We start from the raw sequence: 16,687 nt of genomic DNA, 5'->3' as shown, positions 1-16,687 counted from the left end.
TCTTCCATGTACATCATGTCGAGCGCATCTTGAGCCCAGCTTTCACCGTTTAAACGTGTTTATCGATATCGGACACACACCAATAAAGAGAAAAATAAATTATCCACGTCACTTTGAGGTTTGTTTTGATGCACTGCCGATTTTGAGGAATATTGTCGTCGATTTATATTAAAGGAAGGTATTTCTGGTTGAATATCGGTGAGTTTATTCAAATGAAGTTCCAGCGAGGACACACACCTAAAGTAGCGCCAGGTGATGGCCAATATGTCACTCGTCCTCTTATGCTAGCTTCTATCAAAGCCAGCTAAAACGTAACGAGCTAGCAGAATCAAAGGCTGTAAAGCGATAATTTGAATTAGTGTGATTACCAAGGGAATCTGTCAGTTTCGTAACCTAGATGTGACTAGTTCTGACAGGATCAAGCTAGCACACTTATCCGTAATACTTTACGGATAAGTGTTACTATTCCTAATGGGTACGACGTCTGGTATGTTTGGAACTTAACAGTAAGATATGTTGAATTAAACAGAACATAAATCGAGATGAACAAGAATGAAAAAACTATTACCAATAATGATATCAATAGTTTCCATGTCAAGCTTGGCAAATGATTTAGATTATGAAATAAAAAATGGTCAGTTTCAGACTTCTGAAGGACAGATTCCAGCTGGATGTTTGGCTCAGCTTAAGACTGAATTGAATGGTGATAATTCAGTAGCATCAATTTATGTAAATCGCAATTCATATAGAGGTTGCACGACTTCCAATATACCTTTCCCTGGAGGCGATGAAACGAAAGTTGAGTATCAAATAGCTGAAGAACTAAATGGCAATATATTTAAGGTCAATGTATGTGAAAAAGTCGAAGGGTCAATGGGTATATATTGCGATAAAATTCTGATCCAGTTTTCTAATCGCTTATACGTGACACCTAATAGTTCAAAATACGTGCTGTCTATTGAAAAAATTGGTGAGTGGTAACATTTATCAAGTTGTTGCGATGTAGTATCTGTGTAGCGGATAAGATAGTTTGATCAGACCCATTTAGGCTGGTCAAATGGGTGCTATACCAAAAGTAATCTGAAAAGGCAGAGTGCTCTTTGGATAGTAACTCGCGAAATAATATGAATAATATCGGACACACACCAATAAAGAGAAAAATAAATTATCCACGTCACTTTGAGGTTTGTTTTGATGTACTGCCGATTTTGAGGAATATTGTCGTCGATTTATATTAAAGGAAGGTATTTCTGGTTGAATATCGGTGAGTTTATTCAAACGCCGTTTCAGCCATCAAGCTGTGGGTATCCATTTCTGGAAAGTCTTTGAGTGACTGCTATTCAAATGCGAATAAATGAAGCTTTTTCTTATTAAGAGCAGTTTTTGCAATCATCGCCTGTGCTTGACTGCCTACCGCAGTGACGTGGAATTTCTCCAATTGTGTACAAACCTTTAGCCAGTTATTTATGTTCCCTCCGAGCCTGTCTAGTATGGGGGGCAGGTTCGAATTAATAAATGCCTTATTCGGCCGAATTTGGCGGGCTGTCCAGTCGACTAATTCAATATAATCCATCAATCGAAAAGGAATACCATCTCGGCTTGAGTTGCTCTCATTACCGGTAAAAGGATGAAGGCAAGGGGCTGTAGCCAACTGTTTATCTAAAGCGTCGATTCGAGCTTTGATTGAGGTGAATTCTGAGTCTTCTGGCTTAGTAGCAATGCCTGCGCGAATAGGATTTAGGTCTACGTACGCCATTGCAGCGGCGAGGGCTTTTTCATCAAGCAGGGCTTGGCTTTTAAATCTGCTTTCCCAAAAGTGGCCAGTGCAGTTGTCTTCTTTGTTAGCTCTACAAGCAATATCGTAGTTAAGCTCTTTCATATACCAACTCAAATCCCACAAACGTTCCCGCCAAAGCTCAATGATCTCCATACATTTTGCGTATTCAATTGGGTGAGTGAGTTGATCATGAAGCCAGCGTTGAATAATAAGTGGTAACTTATGAGCCATTCCCCAGCGCTCAACTATCTGATGATGTGATAAGGCTAAAGCTTTCTCTCGATTGATATTGACGACTAAGTGGTAGTGATTACTCATGATGGCGTAAGCACAAATATCAATACAGTAGAGTTCAGAAAGCGAGTGAATTTTATTGACGATCCATTCCCTGCGATGCTCATAACTCACTTGGTTTTGGGTGTCTTCACCACACAAAAAACTGCGCCTAACACAGCGAGAAACGCAGTGGTAATAAGGTGTCGCTTCAATCGAGATAAGTTGCTTGCGTGCAGTCGTCATGAATATGTCTCCTTATTGGAATAATAAGAAGTTAGCAATCATTCAAACAAGTGGTTGCCATCAGTCCCTCGAAAAGGAGTAAATCATACTTATTTAGTCCTTTTGGTGTGTGTCCCGAATTTATTTTACCCATATTTAGCGGGTTGGAGAGATGATAAACAAGTCGTCACCAACAACTATCAAGATATGGGCGGCGAGATAGTTCTTTTGGTGTGTGTCCCGAATTTATGCTTGGTGTGTGTCCTGAATTTATTTGGGCGGCGAGATAGTTCTTTTGGTGTGTGTCCCGAATTTATGACTTATAGTCCTTTTGGTGTGTGTCCTGAATTTATTTTCTGAATTTATTTTCCCGCACAATATCTGCCCCAAAAGTATTTAATGTATTGATTATGAAATTACAGACAAGGTTAGTGTTTATTGATACAAGCACTTTTAAAAAGAAAACTATAACAGAATATCGATGCCGAGTGGCTTAGTGTAAAACGGCTAACACTTTTTTGGACGAGACACCGAAGAGACCACCTTCTCAGGTGATCTTTTTAGTTGTTCGCTACAATACGTTAATCAGCACGATGGCAGTCATTGCTCCGATTCCAGAGATAAACAAAGCAAACCCCGCTCTCGATGTTCCATGTAACTTTGTCCACATGAATAAACCTGTTAACGAGAACAGAATGAGGGATATAGCGGCTAAATCCCCAAAGAACTGCCAGCTTAGCCCTGTGCCCATTCCTCTGTGAAGTCTATTCATGAAAGCACCAAAGTTTGGATCTTGTATCTTAACTCTTACCACCAGTGTTTCAGGAACGTAAGAAAGACGAAGACTACCTTTAAGACCTACATTTCTTAAACTCCATATCTCAGGAATAACAATATAACCACTCTTTGTTGGTAAAGATATAGACTCTTTGACCATAACTTCCGTGTCATCAAACCAGCCTAGATATTGATAGCTAGAGAAAGACTTAAAGTCATCGGTATTGTTAAACGGATGATCGAGGTTAATAGTTTCGTCAATCATCTCCGTTTTAGGGCCAGGTATTTTGAGTGTAGACCGATGCTGAAGCCATAAGCCGGTAACACCATAAAGAAGCATGAGAGGAATAAGTACTATTCCAGTCCATGCATGTATTCGACGTAACCATTTGTTGTTACGTAAGGGGAATCTGCGTTTTCTCATAAAAAATTGGCCAGCATGTGCTGGCCATACCGTTTAATTAAAATTTGTAGCTAGTGGTTAGGTTAAACTCTCTTGGAGAGCCTGGCATTATCTGGCCTGCACCTGTTGCGCTCACGTAGTACTCTTTATCCAATAAATTTTCAACACTTAGCTGAGCAATCCAGTTATTCCATTCATAACCAACACGAGCATCGAAGCGCGCATAACCTGGTAATGAGACTGTGTTCTTGCTGTCTGCAAATCTATCACCGACGGCAATAAATCCTGTTTCACCAAACAAACCAGATTCTTCTTTGTATCCAACAAAGAATTGGCCATTTAAGCTAGAGGTATTGGTTGGACGATTACCTTGGATATTATCTTCAGCTTTCACCAATTCAGCATCTTGGTATGCGATACCGCCTCTAACCGTGATTTCTTCTGTGATGAACCCATTAAATGAAAGTTCGATACCATCAGTTCTTTGAAGACCAGTAAGAATAATTTTGCTTGGATCTAGAGGGTCTCTTGTTCTACGGTTGTACATCTCTAAACGGTATACTGACAAGGTAGTTGCAAGAGATCCATCAAACCAATCACTCTTAATGCCTGTTTCATACAAGCGAGTATGCTCCGGATCTAACTGATTGCTTTCTTTACCTGGGCTAATACCGATAAGACCGCCACCTACAGGTAAGAAGGTTTTGCTATACGAAAGATAAGCAGCGTGTTCGTTAACAGGATTCCAAACTAACCCAAGGCGAGGGCTCCAACTTCCATTGGATACCGTTTCTTCCGAGTTATCAGTATTCTTATGCGTTTTAATTTCAAAATCGTCATATCTAATACCAGCTAGGCCAATCCAATTTCCAATTGTCACTTGATCTTGCAGATACAAACCGTAGCTTTCTACTTTATGCTCAGAATCAAACTGAAGCTTCATTGGACCATTATAACTAGGAAGAGTATTAGGCTGGTAGGCATTACCAGATGGAATAGCGCCAGAGTTTCGATATAGTTTTGGAATACGTTCCTGCCATGACTGTTCCCAACCAATGAGTAAATTGTGCTCGGCAAAGCCAGTATTAAATTGGTTTTCTAATTCAAAATTGTTTGAGAAGTTATTTGCTTTTAAATCTTGTTGCCAGCGAGAGCGAGTTAAATCACCGTTTTCGTCTGCACGGGATACATAAGTGTTATCAAATTCGCTATTAAGGTTGGTATAACTAAAAAGATGGCGCAGTTGTAATGCAGAGTTAATATTCCATGTCAGTCTTGAACGCGCTGATTGGGCAATATCGTTTATGTAATCACGATCTGTATTGCTATAAACAGTATCAATAGGAACATCAGCGGGAGAACCATTGACACTTGGAATGCCTCTATCTGGAACACGTTCTGATTCATGGCGTTCGTACTGAACAAGCCAGGTTACGTCATCATTGATATTCCAACTAATAGACGGAGCAAGCATATTACGCTTGCTATCCACACCTTTGCGGAAACTGCCGGCGTCTTCATAAGCTATGTTTAGGCGTACCTGAACGTCTTCATTCACTTCACCATTAAGGTCTGCATCGACGCGATAGAAATCATTGCTACCGATTCTTGTCGTCAATTTAGACCCTAAACCCGCTTCTGGTTTTTTGGTCACTCGGTTAATAATACCGCCAGAGCTACCTCTGCCATATAAGACAGCAGCTGGGCCCTTAAGAATCTCGACTGTTTCAATGTTTCCCAGATCTCTTGTGTACTGCATGTCATCTCTGAACCCGTCTAAATAGAAATCATTAGACGCTTTGAAGCCGCGAATTTTTACGCCATCAAATCGAGTATCGCCACTAGCATTGATACCAGGAATACCAACTAAGGCTTCACTTAGAGTGCTATTACCAAAGGCTGTTATTTCTTCGACAGGCAGACTTTCAATTGTCTGAGGAACTAATTTTGTCGGTGTTGAAATTTTAGTAGCCGTTGTCACTTGAGAGTGCTGAGTTTTTTCACCAAAAACTGTGATGGTTTCCTCTTCTTCGGCTATAGCTGGGGTAGTGGCGGCAATCATAGCCAGGGATATTAAGTTTAATTTAAGGTTATTTTTCATAAAGTGTATATATAATAATCATGAATACAATTGAGAATCATTCACGTTATCATTTATGAATTGCAACTTAAATACAAAATTGTCAATAAATGTTACGATAAGCCATCCAGTGTATGCTTATCGCTATCTCAAACCCTGCTGTTTGGCTTACTTTTCCGGCTCTTTTCCTAATGTTTATAACTCTCACCATGTGGCCATATTTACTCCGCTACTAAAGGTCCCATTCTGTGAGATTTTCAAGTGTTACTATAAATACTTTGCATTTTAAATAGCCACAGTGCCTAATATCGTTTAAGACAATCTAGACTGAACCCTTTTTAAAGGTGTTAAATAGGAAGTTTGCTTCATGCGCAAATCAGATAAGAAGATTGAGAATCAAATTAGAGACGTGTTGACCGAAGTTTGTGAAGATACGTTAAAAGGCTACGATGGTTTTCTTTGGGTGACTCATACGGTCAAATTCTCTTCTTTTCCACAAAGCTTAGAAATCGTCTGCGTATTTGAAACGAATCAAGATAGAGCAAACTTTTTAGTGGGTGAAGGTCCCCAGCATGTCTCAACAACTATCCAAAAGGTGTTTAATAAGGTAGGGGTGCAACTAAAGAACGTAAGTAAGCAAATTCGTTACGATATACAGAAAAATCGTTAGTATGGTCATTAAAGGAAGTGAATTGAGTTTTTAGTTAGATAAAGCTTCTGTTTTTGAATGTCCTTCGACGATTATTTATATTTTTTCATAAATAGATTGATTAATCTGCCAGACTCACATATATTAGCGTTGCTCTGTTGGTCAGAGTTATTAAATGAAACAAGAAAAAAGAAATTGTTAAATCTCAGAATCTCATCGTAACTGTTGTATCCTAAGTTTTTCCCTTTATCTCTTACTCGTAACATTCAGTAATTCAAACATCTAGTGCACTGCGTCTTTCGCATTTCTATGACTTTATATAAGGGACAAATTATGTCTAATAAAACAACTGGTACTGTAAAATGGTTTAACGAAACTAAAGGTTTTGGTTTTCTAACTCAAGACAATGGTGGCAATGATGTATTCGTACATTTTAACGCTATTGCATCTGAAGGCTTCAAAACACTTGTTGAAGGACAAAAAGTGTCTTTCGATGTAGAGCAAGGTCAAAAAGGCCTTCAAGCTGCAAATGTTTCAGTAATCTAATTTTTATAGTTGACGCAAGTAGAAGTACTATTTGCGTCACTACCCTCCTAATGTTGGCTTACAAATTTATATCCCCTAAAAATATCTAACAACCAATCCATACTCGTGTATTGATCGCTACGTTTCTTATTTCTTAATTTTATAAATTAATTCTTATTTTATATTTTAAATAATTAGCCTACTTTTTAGGTATAAAAATAACATAATAAAAAGAAATAATTATGTCAGTATTTAATATAAAATATATAAATGAATCAAATAAAACGATAAAATCAGAAACTGTTTTTATGAATGGATTAAGAGGTGCTAAAATATCATCTTCTTCATGTGCACCATCATATACTCATAGAATTGAGCTAAGAGATATTGTAGGTCGCCTGTTAGCCTATAAAGAAAACAATCATTGGGTCAACAGTATAAATCCTTTTCATCATTAGAAAAGATAGCTTAACAGGCTGTAGTGATTCTATTCTTTCTCATGCCTGTTCAACGCTAAGGTTTTAACTTATTACTCTGCCATAAAATACTGGAGATATACACCAGCTCATCAGTATAAAAATGTGTCCTTTTAGATCTTTGATAAGTAAATGGGTTCAACGTTCGAGGTTAGCGAAAGCTTAAAGTATCTAAGATACTTTTTAATTAGAGGTAATAGTTGACCGATCTGGTTGTAATAGAAGAAAAATCATTGCCTTAGAGTTAATTGACAGTTAGGATTTTGACTTTCGACTAAAAAGAATCAATGCTGATGCTTAGAGCGACGCTTACGACCTTGTCAATATTATTAGTTAACGGATGTTCCACCCATACTTTTACTCAAGATGAAGATACATCGATTGATGATAATGTGTATGCGGGAGAAGTACTGAGAAAACAAGCTACCCCTGTTTCTCCTAAAGACAAGGATGCTCAAGAACTCGTTAACCTCTTGATGAGTAAAGCGAGTACAGGAACAAACGCGGTTGGATTAGCTGCACCTCAGCTGGGGATCAATAAATCCGCTTTTGTTTACCGTGTGCCTGAGATTGTTGATGGTAAACCGCAATTCCCAGAGACTTGGGAAGTGGCTTTAAACCCAAGTTATACCCCAATAAGTAAAGAAACCACACCCATGGCAGAAGGGTGCTTTTCTGTTCCACATTTTTACAGCAAAGCGGTACCGAGATATAAAGAGATCAACTTCCGTTATCAAAATATAAACGGCCAGTGGCAAGAAGATATCGTTGATGGTTATAAAGCTCAAATATTGCAGCATGAAACCGATCACTTGAGCGGCATATTGTATATTGATAAGCTCGAGAACAAAGGGGATTTATCCACGATTAAAGACCTAACCGATAGCTTGGATAAACCCCAAGATTAATGGGTAAGCATTTTGGTTTGCTGGGCAATTTGGGCTAGTAGCAATTTAGGTCAAACATAAAAGGGAGCGATTGGCTCCCTTGCTAGCAAAAAGAATGATTATGGGAAAGTAGGGTACGGCAGTTCTGGCTAATTTTTGAAGATGCCATTTGTCTATTTCACCTCGCGGATCCCCTTCGTATGACAGCAGCTCAATATCAATCTTGTGATTATTACCGTGTTTTGCTTGGTAGTGATCGTTACCAGAGTAGTAAACTGAATCCATTGTTGTTTCAAATCTTGATAACTACTCGAATAAGGTTTGAAACTCTATCCTTGCTTGTTGGTGTAGCGGGTCGGAGTGCCATTTCTGATGTTGTACCAGATCAATGTTGACTTGCCATGCCAGTTTTGTAAATTTCTCCCCGAGTTTTACTAAAGTATTCGGCGCATAAAACACCAAATGCTCAGGAAGAAAACACCAGCCAAATCCCTTGTTCGCTAGTTCTAGTAGCATATAGTAATTGTCAGCGTACCAGATATCTGGGCTAAAGGCTTGGTTAAGACTACTAACATCCTCATTCCTTGAGCGAATAGTCAATTGTCGATGCTGCTTGAGTTCGTCAATGTTTCGAATAGTTTTCTTCGCTAAAGGATGTTCTGAGGAGACAAATACGTCGAACCCAATATGCCCTAAATTAGATATATCGATATTGTTGGGCATTTGCAGATCGCTCATAATAATACCTGTTGTGGCCCGTTCTGATTGGATGAGTTCAATAATGTCTGGACTTGATGCTGTTAAACATTCCATCTGAATACTTGGAAACTTTTGCTCTAAGTTCTTTAATGCGTTTGGTAAGCGGGTTAATGGGATCCCTTCATCTACCGCGAGCACTAGCTTAGTGGCAGGCGCAGAAAAAAGTTGAGATGCCTTATTATTTAGCCGATCAAGCTGGCTTAATGTGGCCAGTGCGTATGGTATTAACTCATGACCTTTGTCCGTTAATATCGGGTAGCGACCAGTCCGATCAAAAAGATCGACGCCATAATCAAGTTCCATATTCATTATGTGCTGGCTGATAACAGATTGGGCTCGCCCCAGTTTTCTGGCAGCAGCGGAAAAGGAACCTACTTCTGATGTCGTAACGAACGCTTGCAGTTGCTCAATAGTAAACATATCGTTTTTACCGATGGTTTCTAACTTTCTTATATCCAAATAGTAGATAAAATATCAGTCAATGAGTAGAACTATTTAGGCAAAACATCATGACTCGTAACGAACGTATTTTTCACGCAGTACTATTTGAAATTGTTGCACTAGTGATCATCATACCTGCTGCTACTTTGATTACAGGCAAAGGTTCAAGTGATTTAGCTGTCATTGGTATTGGTTTGACTCTTTATACTGTCGTATGGAATTATATTTATAACTTCTACTTTGATAAGTGGTTTGGTTCAAACCGAGAAAAACGCAGTTTAGTCATGCGAATTGGCCACACACTTGGATTTGAAGGTGGATTAATCTTCTTATCTATTCCTGTTATTGCATGGTTTTTGAAAGTCACTTTGCTACAAGCTTTAGCAATAGAAGCAGGTTTCTTAATTTTCTTCTTATTTTATGCAACCGGTTTTAACTGGGCGTATGATAAAATTCAGCCGTTTGGAAAAGTGAGCAAATTGGTCGAATAAAAAGCGAGTAAATAGGTTTCAAAAAGAAAATTGCCAGATAACTCAATATATCACCCAGTTCTATTTCAAGTGACAAACAACAATACAGGTAAGAGAAATGAAAAAAATACTTATATTATCAACAATAATGTGGTCTTCAGCTTCTTATGCTGCAACTCACCAAATTGGTATTGGCATAGGAGGTGCTGATGTTAGTGGCCCTAACAATTGGAGCGATTCTGGTTTTGTCGGTAAAATAGATTACGCATATCAATTTCATAGAAATTTCGCAGTTGAGGTCGGCTATGCTGCCGCTGAAGGTATGACAGACACTGTGTTCTCCGCTCTATTAGCTAGCAATCGACAAGCAGTAGATTACTCAACGGGTTATACTGGTCTCAAAGTTAACATTTCACCACTTTCGTTTCTTAACTTTTACGCGGTTGGCGGTGCAAATTATTCTAGTGTAAAACAGAGTTACACCCCGATTGGCAGTGCATCAGAGAGAACGGATACACATACAGGCTTGCATCCATACTATGGTGTTGGAACTGAAGTCGTAATATTAAACACGTTAGGGTTGGGGGTTGAATACCGAAAGTTTATTTTAGCGAATGACTTTGAATCTGGTGCTGTATTTGCTGAAATTAATATTAAGTTCTAAAGGTTATATTGCTGCGACCATTTGATGTGTCATTCTCTTTGGATAGGGTTTATCCCCCATAACTAAAAGGATAATATTTGAAACCTGTTGGACTACAATCTCTAATATTAAATTTATTTATTCTGCTTTCTGTCATATCTTTCTTCACTAACCAATTCTAAATCAAAAAGGTGGCACTTTGCTTTACTGAACGGCTTGTGCCCTGCTCAGTTTTGATTTGAGTCTTTCCTCCATTTCTCGACAGCTAAGTTTGCAAGCTGCTTCGTCTCAGACGCTGTCGAGAATCATTTCAGGGCGAAAATGTAAAAATTTTAATCATTAACATTCAGAGTGTTAAATAAAGTTGAAAAAAATGTTACCAAACTTTCAGTGTTTATGACTCACCTGTTTTATCTCTTTTTATACCTGCCCAGAATAACTCATAAATAGTCAGTTCAGATTGCCTCTGCTTTTTGTAAAAGTGTTTTCTATCAATAGTCATATTATTTGAAACTCACCGGACAGAAAGTGTCTATCTATTGCGTTTTGTGCTGTTAAGTTCGATGAATTCAACCACTCGCGATTAGATAAGCTTGAGCGCAGGGAAATATCACAACTTCGCCAAGCTTCGAGACTTACTGTCAACGTGATGGAAAAATTCTAAACGCGTGGATGCAAGCAATGCCAACTCAAGTACCAGTTATAAAAACCCCTTCTACTCCATCTAAACCTGAGACAGAGGTTGGTAATACACCTAGATTAACTAACAGAGATGGAGGTCAAGGGGTCAAAGCAGTTAGATCACTATCCAGCAAAGAAAATAATAGCGCTTCATCAAAACAAATTCCCAGGGAAAAAGACATAAGGCAGATCAAAGAGCTTGCGAGCATGATAATGGCAGCAAGCTCTCCTGAGATAAAAAATTTAGGTTTACATAACATAGCAGACACCTTCCCCATAGACGACAGCATTAATCATGACGTTTTTACCGCTTGGGCCAATAGAGCAGAACTGGATAAAGAGTTTCTTTTGCTCGGACACAATCTTCTAAAGATAGATATTAATCGTGAGAACTTAAGATCCCTTGTAGAAATTTTGCCAAAAGATGAGAGATGGAGATTGAGCTCTCTCGATAATGTGGGTGAGTTGATAGGAAAAGAGGATAGAGCACAGCGAAGCTCTGATAAAGTTAGGGCAAAAAAAATCCAGCTCACTCGGCGTATTGATGCTGCTGTTCTGGTGGCCCTTAAGGCATCGACACAACTGAAAAAAATGACACCAGATGCCATTAAAGACAAGCAGAATAAATGTAAAAGCGAGCTTATACAGCAGCTTATGTCTGCTTATCAAGAAAAACACCCATTTTCTAAAAAGAGCCTCGATGCTCTAAAAAAAGAGCTGAACACAAGTGAAAAAGTGGATAGAGAAGCTAAGCAGCGCTTCCATAATTGGTTCGAAGAGCAGAAACATGCATGTAAAACATTAGGAAAAGAAGTTCACAGTGTCAGAATCAAAGGTAAGGGGCTTAAGGAAGACTATAGCAATGGGAATAAAAGGGCATCCGATTTCTTTGCGGTAATGGATGAACTGCTCAAAACATCTGGTCTGAAACTTAATGTGTGGGGCGATCAAGCTCAAAAGACTCCTGAGTACGGAGTATCATCATCGAAGGATTTGAAAGAGGTAGCAAAAGGGTGGATATCGGGCTCTTCGGTAAAAGAGGTGCCGTTTAAAGTAGATAATGTGTTAAAGGGGATACAGTCCTTAGGGCATAAACTATCCGTTCAAGATGCCAAACTTTACCGTTCAGTCGATGACCCTAATACGGCATCGGTTACTCAAAGTATTCTGTGGGATTTACAACAAGAGGCGCTCCGGTTTCAATACGACTGTGTCCCTTTAATGTCTGTCATTCAAAGCATAAAGAAATCTCCTATTTTGCAGGCACAGAAGATCCTGTCTGGGAATGATTTACCCACCGAGTCACCTAAAAAAGAGGATTTAAAGGCACTCGATCCCAGTAATATTGAGGACTTTATTCAATCAGAACTTGAAGGATCTCAAGAAACGCGATTATTTCTCAGTACGGAGCTATCAAGTCGTACTGAAGGTGCTGAAAAAACCGCAGACTTAGCCGATGTAGAATTAAGTGAAGATGCACTTATTGCTCGCATGGAGCGCATGTGTACAAACTGGTCTGATTCTATTCCAAAGCAAGAGGAAGCGGCTTTTAACGATATTGTCGATAGCATCAAACATAAAGTTATCCCAAATATGGTTAGTGGATTGGGGCGAAGTTCAGCTCTTTTGCGAGATGCGGCTAAATTGGCAACAAACGGGGACATGAAGGCAATCTCCTTAGCAGAAGTGAAGGTTAAGGCCGCTGTTTCTCAAGCAAAAAGTGTTGTCGAAGATATCAGCTTTTCTGCTGCTGAGAAAACAGGAAGAGCGATTGATCCTTTTTCAGCCCGTTCACGCATTGCTAAGGACTGGGCGATGGAAGCGAATGATCCAACAAGACTAGCAAAGTCGCTTGGTAAGCCGAAAGAATCTATTAAGGCTATGACAACCCCTGATGTGCATGACGTCCAAAAACTGTTGCAAGGCGACAAGGTATTTCATGGGCTAAAATCGGGCGCAGATCCTGAATTTATTTTGTTCGCAACCCGAGTAGCGCAGGAGTGCCTCAGGGCGGAAGATGGTAGGACTATTATGCCGATGAGCCCAGAAGAATGTGCTCATCAGGAAAAGATCTTTTTGGAGTTTCTATCTAATTGGGGTCAGAGAAAAGCTCTTAGAGGAATCGCTATTGCATTATTAGAAGACAAGGCTGCGGTTGCAACTTTGGGTATATCACAATTGGTGCGAGCGCTTTCCATCGTGTTATTTGGAGGCATAACGACGGCGCTTAAAGTACACAATGCGAAAAAAGGTTTGATGCCAAATAACGATTATCCCTACAAAGCAGTCCAACAGATTCTTTCAAAAAACATTCAGCAACTTGCGTTTAGGCTTGTGATGACAGCGCTACCTAATACCGCGCAGTCTGCAATTGGAGGAGGGTTGGCAATGGCTGGCCGTGCGCACAACGCGCAGGTGGATTGGTCCGGTGAAGGGAAAAAACTTGAGCTGAAAAATATCATTGAATCGGCGGTGGAAGAGGCTGTAAGAAGTACAGTGCCTGATGGATTGGAAGCAATCGTCAATGCGCATGTGGATGAGTCTATAGAAATACCGTTTGATGATATTGATGAAGAGAAATTTGTCGATTCTGTTGCGCAGAATGTCTCTATTCAAGGTGATGAAGATTTTAAAGGCAAAACGAGAGAAGCACTGATTACTTTATCTAAAACCGAAGATGGGCGGACATTGCTTAATGCACTAAGAAACAGTCAAGAGCCCGTTATTATTCGTTATGCAGATGGAGAAAGAGCTTTTCTTCGCCAAGAGGGAGGGAAAGATTTCTATGCAAGTAGTACGGATGTTAAAAATCGAATCATTTACTTTGATCCCTGGAATACGCTGGCGGCAAAAAGTAGGGATGATATTGGAACTGAGCTTTGGCGTGAACGCGATCCATCGATAGCCCTATTTCATGAGGTGAAGCATATACTTGACCACGATGCTTCAAACGGCAAACCAACAATGCCTAATTTATCTAAGCTGACCGAAAATGGATATAGGAAACAATTTTATGCCCTTAACGGTGAAACTGCCGTGCTTAGAGATGATGATCGACATGGTCATCGTAGTGAAGGTAGAGTCGGTTACGCTAGGGCTCGGCAATTAGGGCCTAACAGTGTCCAACTTGTTTCTGCACCTGAACTTCAGTGGCCATCAGAATCTGCCTCAAGGTTTGAGCGTGGCCCTGCTTTTATCGAAAGGATGAGCCGCCGTTATTATAGTGATAGAACTTCTTCAGATGAAAAGAAAACCTTCTTTATGAGAAAGGTAGGTCAGTTTAATGCTCAGTTAATGACAGAAGATCTCAGCGAGGATAGAAGGAACTATTTAGAGTTTAAACGTGATGTGCTCAATGACATGATTTCATCGTTTGATGCAATCGATCAAAGAGAGGAAGTTACGGACACTATTTTGACCTTGTATACGGCAAGGAAAGGAACCCAGTATGCTGACAATGATGTGGAGCAGCTACTTAATACAGAAATAAGAATAAAAGTGGGTAACAACCAATATGAAAACATATTGGTTGTTGATTACCTTCAGCAAAAATACGGTGACGATAAAGGTTTTTCACGCATCCAAAGTGTGGAATGGCCCGACGATGTTAATCAGAGCTTATTAAATAGGCTTAATCAAGATTTTGCGATTATGGCGAATAACCACAAAGAGGCGCAAGAACCACATTATCAGGATGTTGAACGGAGCTTTCAGGCATTAACCGGAGGGCGTTTGCCTACCTATGTCGTCGTTAAATCAAAATCGGAAGATAATACTCCGGTTCAATATACAACAATGAATACTCTGACATATTTGGCAAATAAGGATGATAGCGCAGAAGCAATTTGGCCAGATAATATTAAGAATGACCCTGAGGCATTGGAGCAAATTGAAGCTGTCGAAGCGGCATTAAAAAATTTGATTAAATCTCATAGGAGCGCCGCAGAAGTCGGAGAGAAGTTTAGAAGCCCTGTCGGATTTATGGAACAGAGGTTACAAGAGATTGCTGCGAAACATTTAAAAAGTGGCCAGAAATTTGACTTAGATACGAAAGTTACCGTGCGGTTTAAGTACACCGCGTACGGTGATAATAATCAGGATGACAATATAGTTGATAAGGAATATACACTGCGTGAGGTGATGTTAGGCAAGCCAGGCAAACATGCAGCAGATAACACCAATGGACTCATCTTTTACTTTGGCCCTTATTACTATGAGGAGAAAGAAGAGGTTCCGGAGATAGGTATAGACGGAGTCAGTCAAGAAGAACAGTTTAATAATTTTATCGATGAGCTGACGTCGTGTGATATACCCAGTGAGTATGATGCTTATTTGAATGATCTTTCAAAAGACGAGTCATTAAAAGATGGAATGAATCATCTTTATAAGAATACTTTTGATAAGACAGTCCAAGATCTCGGCGTATCGACTTCAGATGTATCAACCGTTTCGATACCAACAGGCCGCACAAGGTCTTTTGGCGGGACAATGCTTCACGAGACAGACCACTATGAAGATGCGCAAAGTGCGTACGTGGCGAATCACTCTGGGGGAGCGAAAACATTTTTCTCTCCGCTCAGTGATAAACAATTTAAATTCTCCAGCGTGGATGCAGCTAATCGGGCATACAATGATAAGAATAGTGACTTCTATAAGTGGCTGACCTCTTTCTCATCTTATCGTACTCAGGAAAAAGCCCTCAATGAAGATGAGCAGATTCCTTTAAAAATAGAGGTGCTGCAAGACGATGAATTTAGTCGTTATAGTCAGGATCTATTCGGTCGACTAAAAGACGATTTTGACTATATTTCCAGCTCTAATGCTGAGAATCGTGATATGAGATTGCTAAATTATTTCGGTGGCGTAGTGTCAATGTTAGCGCTACCAATCACTGAGTTTATTCCCATTCCTCCTATTAAATGGTTGGCGAGAATATTACTCACAGCGCCATTTTCAATTGCAAAGGCCGCTATTGCGGATACTGAAGCAGAGAGAGATAAGCATTTAACTGATGCCTTTGTAGGCGCGATTTTGACCACAACGTTTACGGGAGCGAAACTCAGTACAAGTACTAATTCTTGGCTTGAGCAATTGGCGATCAGTGCGCCTTATATCGCTTCTGCTCAATGGCATGATGGCAAAAACCTAAAAGGACATATCGTTTCTGGAGTCATGGCGGGCCATAGAAATGTTCGGCCAGATCCAGGCCAAAGAGAAAAGCAGTTAGAGGTATTCTAAGGCTTTATCTCTGATATGAACTGAAAAAAGAGATTGTACTGTCTCGACAAAATGACTCCTTGTTTAAAGGAGTCATTTTTATTTCGGGGAAACTTGTGAACCACAACAACAATGGTCAAGAGAGGTAAGTTTAGAAAGTGAGTTTGATGAATAAGCTCAAGCAGAAGAGGCGGCTTAGTTTGGCTTAAATAGAAGACATAAGACAAATTCATGAAAATAATAGTACTGGGTATGTCTTATGTCTGTATTCATTCTGCTTATAAAATCACACTCAAACTCAATTAATATTAATGAATATTATATTCATGTTTTTGTTTTGTGACTCTCATCATATTTTAATTCACATCAAATAATAAAACAAATAATTTATTAAAAGTGAAAAC

Annotated in this window: 12 protein-coding genes and 1 pseudogene; 8 read left to right on the top strand and 5 right to left on the bottom strand. The window is 39.5% G+C overall.

Annotated elements, in window-relative coordinates; translation table 11 throughout:
* Nucleotides 1–552 precede the first annotated feature (552 nt).
* On the top strand, nucleotides 553–981 hold the full coding sequence (locus KO511_RS04355; protein ID WP_215986250.1) for a hypothetical protein: 429 nt from the start codon (nucleotides 553–555) through the stop codon (nucleotides 979–981).
* Between the two features lie 355 nt (nucleotides 982–1,336).
* Here the strand turns inward: KO511_RS04355 and KO511_RS04350 are convergent, their stop codons facing one another.
* From KO511_RS04350 to KO511_RS04340, 3 genes and pseudogenes are all read right to left on the bottom strand, one after another.
* Complete coding sequence (locus tag KO511_RS04350) at nucleotides 1,337–2,296, bottom strand: transposase (RefSeq protein ID WP_215986249.1); 960 nt, start codon at nucleotides 2,294–2,296, stop codon at nucleotides 1,337–1,339.
* Nucleotides 2,297–2,846: 550 nt separating this feature from the next.
* Nucleotides 2,847–3,491, bottom strand: a pseudogene (locus KO511_RS04345) (PepSY-associated TM helix domain-containing protein); the annotation flags it as partial.
* Nucleotides 3,492–3,513: 22 nt separating this feature from the next.
* Nucleotides 3,514–5,556: a TonB-dependent receptor gene (locus KO511_RS04340; RefSeq protein ID WP_215986247.1), complete on the bottom strand. Its 2,043-nt coding sequence runs from the start codon at nucleotides 5,554–5,556 to the stop codon at nucleotides 3,514–3,516.
* 346 nt (nucleotides 5,557–5,902) lie between these two features.
* Between KO511_RS04340 and KO511_RS04335 the strand changes: the two genes are divergently transcribed.
* From KO511_RS04335 to KO511_RS04320, 4 genes are all read left to right on the top strand, one after another.
* On the top strand, nucleotides 5,903–6,205 hold the full coding sequence (locus KO511_RS04335; protein ID WP_215986246.1) for a Fis family transcriptional regulator: 303 nt from the start codon (nucleotides 5,903–5,905) through the stop codon (nucleotides 6,203–6,205).
* A gap of 312 nt (nucleotides 6,206–6,517) precedes the next feature.
* Nucleotides 6,518–6,730, top strand: a complete 213-nt coding sequence (gene cspE / locus KO511_RS04330; protein ID WP_215986245.1) for a transcription antiterminator/RNA stability regulator CspE — start codon at nucleotides 6,518–6,520, stop codon at nucleotides 6,728–6,730.
* Nucleotides 6,731–6,951: 221 nt separating this feature from the next.
* Nucleotides 6,952–7,167, top strand: a complete 216-nt coding sequence (locus KO511_RS04325; RefSeq protein ID WP_215986244.1) for a hypothetical protein — start codon at nucleotides 6,952–6,954, stop codon at nucleotides 7,165–7,167.
* A 305-nt stretch (nucleotides 7,168–7,472) separates the two neighbouring features.
* The gene (locus tag KO511_RS04320) at nucleotides 7,473–8,093 is read left to right on the top strand and encodes a peptide deformylase (RefSeq protein WP_215986243.1); all 621 of its coding nucleotides are present in this window, start codon (nucleotides 7,473–7,475) and stop codon (nucleotides 8,091–8,093) included.
* 45 nt (nucleotides 8,094–8,138) lie between these two features.
* Here the strand turns inward: KO511_RS04320 and KO511_RS04315 are convergent, their stop codons facing one another.
* Nucleotides 8,139–8,357 carry a hypothetical protein gene (locus KO511_RS04315; RefSeq protein ID WP_215986242.1) on the bottom strand — a complete coding sequence of 73 codons (219 nt, stop codon included), beginning with the start codon at nucleotides 8,355–8,357 and terminating at the stop codon, nucleotides 8,139–8,141.
* Between the two features lie 21 nt (nucleotides 8,358–8,378).
* Nucleotides 8,379–9,251, bottom strand: coding sequence for a LysR family transcriptional regulator (locus KO511_RS04310; RefSeq protein WP_215986241.1), 873 nt, complete (start codon nucleotides 9,249–9,251; stop codon nucleotides 8,379–8,381).
* Nucleotides 9,252–9,340: 89 nt separating this feature from the next.
* On the opposite strand from KO511_RS04310, the gene KO511_RS04305 reads away from it, so the two are divergent.
* The 3 genes from KO511_RS04305 (at nucleotide 9,341) to KO511_RS04295 (ending at nucleotide 16,304) form a co-directional block, all read left to right on the top strand.
* On the top strand, nucleotides 9,341–9,763 hold the full coding sequence (locus KO511_RS04305; RefSeq protein WP_215986240.1) for a PACE efflux transporter: 423 nt from the start codon (nucleotides 9,341–9,343) through the stop codon (nucleotides 9,761–9,763).
* 97 nt (nucleotides 9,764–9,860) lie between these two features.
* On the top strand, nucleotides 9,861–10,406 hold the full coding sequence (locus KO511_RS04300) for an outer membrane beta-barrel protein (RefSeq protein WP_215986239.1): 546 nt from the start codon (nucleotides 9,861–9,863) through the stop codon (nucleotides 10,404–10,406).
* A gap of 660 nt (nucleotides 10,407–11,066) precedes the next feature.
* On the top strand, nucleotides 11,067–16,304 hold the full coding sequence (locus KO511_RS04295) for a M91 family zinc metallopeptidase (RefSeq protein WP_215986238.1): 5,238 nt from the start codon (nucleotides 11,067–11,069) through the stop codon (nucleotides 16,302–16,304).
* The last annotated feature ends 383 nt before the right edge of the window (nucleotides 16,305–16,687 follow it).

The sequence above is a fragment of the Vibrio hepatarius genome, from assembly GCF_018860525.1.
Classification (GTDB): domain Bacteria; phylum Pseudomonadota; class Gammaproteobacteria; order Enterobacterales; family Vibrionaceae; genus Vibrio; species Vibrio hepatarius_B.
Note: the sequence above shows the minus strand (reverse complement) of the source record. Positions and strands in the feature narration are given on the sequence as shown.